4 protein-coding genes are annotated in these 4275 nt (G+C 65.4%); all 4 read right to left on the bottom strand.

The genetic code is table 11. The features are described from left to right. Window positions 1–1540, bottom strand: a 1540-nt coding sequence (locus EOD15_RS29740; RefSeq protein WP_148129698.1) for a hypothetical protein, incomplete at its 3' end; no start/stop codon positions are given. A 101-nt stretch (window positions 1541–1641) separates the two neighbouring features. After that, the gene (locus EOD15_RS29745; protein ID WP_127409095.1) at window positions 1642–2880 is read right to left on the bottom strand and encodes a hypothetical protein; all 1239 of its coding nucleotides are present in this window, start codon (window positions 2878–2880) and stop codon (window positions 1642–1644) included. Continuing rightward, the gene (locus tag EOD15_RS29750; protein WP_245463804.1) at window positions 2877–3467 is read right to left on the bottom strand and encodes a Gp49 family protein; all 591 of its coding nucleotides are present in this window, start codon (window positions 3465–3467) and stop codon (window positions 2877–2879) included. Before EOD15_RS29750 ends, EOD15_RS29745 begins: the two co-directional genes overlap by 4 nt. Next, the coding region (locus tag EOD15_RS29755; protein WP_148129699.1) for a toprim domain-containing protein at window positions 3464–4275 on the bottom strand (812 nt) is incomplete at its 5' end. The genes EOD15_RS29750 and EOD15_RS29755, both read right to left, overlap by 4 nt.

Genomic DNA, 4275 nt, shown 5'->3' on the forward strand with positions numbered 1-4275 from the left:
GTTCCAGAGCCAGATCGACGCCTGGCGCGACGGTGTCGATCTGGCTCTGGAACAGCGTGTCGATGCATTTGTGCCAGTGATCGAGGTTTTCCGTGCGGTCGGCCGCCGTCGCCTCGGCGATCATGGCGCCCAGATGGTTTCCGTCCGTCATGGGCAGGCCCACCTTTTCAAGCACCTCGTCGCCGACCAGCAGTCTAGCTGCCGCCAGCAGCGTGCCGAACGTGTCGATCGCCCGCGCCGACATGCCCTGCTCGCCCAGGATGGTGGCAAGGTCGGGCATCAGCACATCGTTGAAGTCTTTCCAGCCGTCCATGATCTGCCGCAGGATCATGCGGCCGTCCGTCTCGGGTTTAAGCACCAGGTCGCGGCTGCTCTTGCCCGGCCGGTCGAGCTGCGAAAGGTTCAGCATCGCCATGCGCGTCTTGTCCTGCGCGCCCATGGGCGGCGGGATGATGGCCGAGAAAAAGAACGAATTGCGCGCGGTGAACGTGGTCGCCTCGTGGTCCTGGCCGCCGCGGCTGATGTCGCCGCCGGTATAGGCGACACGGGCCAGTTCGATCACGCTTTCCGCCCTGGTCGAGCCGGGCTTCGATTCCAGCTCGTCGATCATGAACGGCAGGCTGTCGGTCTTGGCGCGCTGGTAGATGCCGGCGGCCGTGGTGTTGACCGATTGCGTCACCGCGCCGGCCAGCGCCGAGCGCACCACTTCCTGCAGGCGCGATTTGCCGACGCCGGCGCCGCCGGTGGCAAAGATGATCGGCCGCGCCTTCAAGGCGCCGCCCATCAGCGCCGTGCCGATCCAGCCCAGCACCAGCACCGGATCGAGATAGGGCCGCTGCCAGTTCCATGTCTGGAGATCTTCGAGGATGCGCCGCGCCGGGCTTTCCTCCTGTGTCACCGGCTCGGCCCATGGCTCGATCGTCGCCGCCTGTTTGGTGTACAGAAACCCGTCATGCTGCGCCGGCCGCGCCTGTTCCAGCCTCTTGCCGTCGACCAGCCACAGCCAGCCGCCGGAATGCCAGACGAACCGCCCGTGGCTGTCTTCCCAGCCGCCCCGGCCGCGATGCTGTGTGTGCGGGTCGAAGTCCGGCTTGCGCGCGGCCTCGTTGATGATCGCCATCATGCATTTGTCGCGTTCGACGCGGTTGACGATCTTTTTCGAGACCATCTTTTCCTGTTCGGGGTCCCACACGTCTTTCTTGCCCCAGCCGGGCCACGCCCACATCAGCGTGTTGATCCTCGGCGCGAACAGGTCGGCCAGCGCCGGCATGTCCCAACGGTCGATCATGCGCAGATTGCCGGTTGTCGAAATGCAGTAGACGTTGCCGTCCGAATCGCGGCCGACAACTTTCACCGGACAGTCCGGCGGCATCGAGTCGAACGGTGCGCCCTCCCACATGCCGGGGTTGATGCCGTCGCGCGGCAGGTTCGGGTCCGGGTCGATCACATTGAGCGCGTCGGCTTCATCCTTGGCGCGCTTGCCATCGAGGAAAGCGGCGCGGAGTGCCTTGGAACCGGTCTGTGTCTGCGCCTTCGCCACTGCTCATTCCATGCTGTTCAAGGGTCAAAAAAGCCCGCCGGCGAGGTTGCGGCGATCGCCGGCGGGCAAAAGCGCTAGGCATCCTTGGGAGGAAGCGGACCTTAGCGCGGGGAAAAGCCAGTCGGCGACATCGCCGGCTTGGATGGTTGCAGGGCGCGATCGCCGGGCCAGCCGCCCGAGGGCGCCGGCTTGGTCTTGGCGGCGGCTTCCTCGGCCGCCTGGTCGGCCTCGAACGCGATCGCCGCCTTGCATGCGGCATGGAACAGCGACAGCACGAACAGATCGGCCCGGTTCGGCTCGGTGCGCGGGTAGCGCTTTTTCAGGCTAAGGTGGATGAACATGGCTTCCACCGGCGCGTCGGGATTGTCCCGGACGAAATCGGCCATGATGGCGGCTTCCTCGCGCGCGAAGATGTCGGGTTCGCTGCCACCGCCATCGGCAAAGTACCGGGCAGCGGCACCGACGCCGCGCGCCAGCTCGGCGACATCGAGCGGCGTTTTGAAGGTGAGGTCATCGCGTTGATCGGCCGGCATCAAGCTATAGCCGTCTTCGAAAGCCTTGGTGGGCGACCACGATGCGTAGCCATCTTCGTAAAGGACGTAATAGCCAGGATCGTCCTCGCTGCCGTGGAAGCGGGCGCCCCATCCTGATGGAGCAAGGAAAGGCGCATAGGCTTCGTCCTTGGGAGCGATCTTGCTCCGTCCCTCCGGAAGAATTTCGACCGCACCGATTTTCAGCGCCCGCACCTGCTTGTGGCAGAGGTACAGAGGCGCGACGCTTTTGGTGCCGCCATTGACAACACCAGCGGCGGTCTCGCCTGCGCCAGCGCCGCCACCGCCATCCAGCCCAGCATTAGTTCCGGGTCCAGATTGGGCCTCTCCCAATTCCATGTCCGCAGATGATCCAGCAGCGGCGCCGGTTCCTTCTTCTTCTTGCCCATTTGTCAGCCCTTCCGCTTCCTCTTGTGCAGGCCCGGCTTGCTGTGGCTGTGCATCCGCCGTTTGCCCGGCCTCGGCGGTCGGTCCCGCCGCGTCTTGCGATTCTTCCACAGCATCAGCCGCAACCGGCGCGGCAGCATCAGTGTCAGTCCCTTCCACAGCGCCGCCGACTGCGCGTTGTACGTCCCCCAGCTCATGTCCGGCTGCATCATCGGCCTGGTCGCCAGTTGCGGCCAAAGGCCGATCGCCCGCCGATTGGTCGCTTGCAGTATCGGCGGCACCAGCCGGTTCACCTGTCGAAACCGCCTCCTGGACAATTTCAGCAGCAGCATTTCCTTGCGGCGTTGCAGCAGCAGTTCCGGCACCGGCATTGCGGCTTCCTCTCTTGCGTCTCATGGTCATTCCTCCTCCTCGTTTGCTTTTTCGTCGAAGCCGTCGTCGCCCTGTTCGAGCGCAGCTTCTGCGGCCTGGTCGAGCGCGCGATGAATGAGGGTTGTGCCGTCCTCCTCCTCTTCGTTGAGGCGGCGAACTATCGATCTGGCCGCTTCGCCAACGTCGCTGACGACGAATTCGTCGGACCAGGCTGGGTTTCCCGCGATGATGGTCGGGAGATTGGCAACGCTCACTCCGATACGGATTTGGCCGTCAACGATGTAGGCCTCGCCATCGTTGTGGGCCGGTTCCGCCAGCTGTTCGCGCAGCAAATAGCCTTCCAGCGGCCACATCTGGCGAATGCAGTCCTCGCGGGCGAACTTCTCGCCCAGCGCATGGTTGAAGTTGGCCGGGTCGGCCGGCGCGCTCTTGCCGACCAGCGTAAAGCCGTTGGTCAGCGTCATGACGCAGATGGTCAGCTGCGGCGCGCATGTCGGGTTGAAGAACTGCGCGGTTTCGACCTTGGCTTCCATGGCGGCAAGCGTCACCCGCTTGTCGGTCTTGGCAACGGCGGCAGCTGCCGCGTCGCCGGCTTCTAGGCTTCCGGTAGACATCATTCTTCTCCTTGCGCCAGATCGTTGAAATCGTCGCCGACGTGGCTGGCCTCCACGACGACGCGCTTGCCGTGGCCTTCCAGCCCGGCCAGTGCCTGATCGAACTGCTTTTGCGCTTGTGGATTGCCGGTGTTGTTGTCGCGCGCGAACAGCACCCACTCGACGCAATCGAGGCCGACCGGCGCCGAGCCGACGCCGGCGAGCGAGCCGCCGGCCCACACGCGCGCTTCCGGCACCGGCGCGCAAAAGCTCGCCGCCGTCTCGATGCCCTCGGCCAGCACCAGCGCGTCAGGCACCAGGCCGTCGCGGTCGGCCATCCAGAACGGCACCGCGTTCGGCCCCATGGAGATCTCCACCACGGCGCCCTGTGCCTCGCCCCACATCAGCTTCGCCGGCGTCACCGGCGCCTTGCTCGCCCGCACCGGGTCGAAGAAGGTGACATGGCAGGCCGTGACGATGCCCATGCGGTTGCGCATGGCGCAGTGCATGGCTGGAAACAGCGGCCCGCGCTCGGCCTTCCAGCGGCGCCCGTTGGCGTTGTCATAGCGCGCGCCCTTCCACCATTCCGTCGCCGGCGAAAACCGGAACGAATAGCGGTTGAGGTTCTGCACCTGGTCGAGGTCGACGCCACGCCCGCGAAAATACGCCTTGGCGTGCAGCTCGGCCGCCGTACCGGTGCCATAGGCGAACGTGCCTTGCGGGCAATAGGCCGGGCCGGTCTCGCGCTCGCTCGGCTTGGCGAAAAACAGCTGGTCGGCCGTCTGCAGCTTGAACAGCCGCGCCCGCTCGGCCTTTTCATCGCGCTCTTTCG

Source organism: Mesorhizobium sp. M7A.T.Ca.US.000.02.2.1 (assembly GCF_003996995.1).
Taxonomy (GTDB): Bacteria; Pseudomonadota; Alphaproteobacteria; order Rhizobiales; family Rhizobiaceae; genus Mesorhizobium.

Coding starts and splice junctions, on each gene's coding strand:
- EOD15_RS29745 (WP_127409095.1), bottom strand. CDS start 2,880: ATGACCATGAGACGCAAGAGAGGAAGCCGCAATGCCGGTGCCGGAACT.
- EOD15_RS29750 (WP_245463804.1), bottom strand. CDS start 3,467: ATGATGTCTACCGGAAGCCTAGAAGCCGGCGACGCGGCAGCTGCCGCC.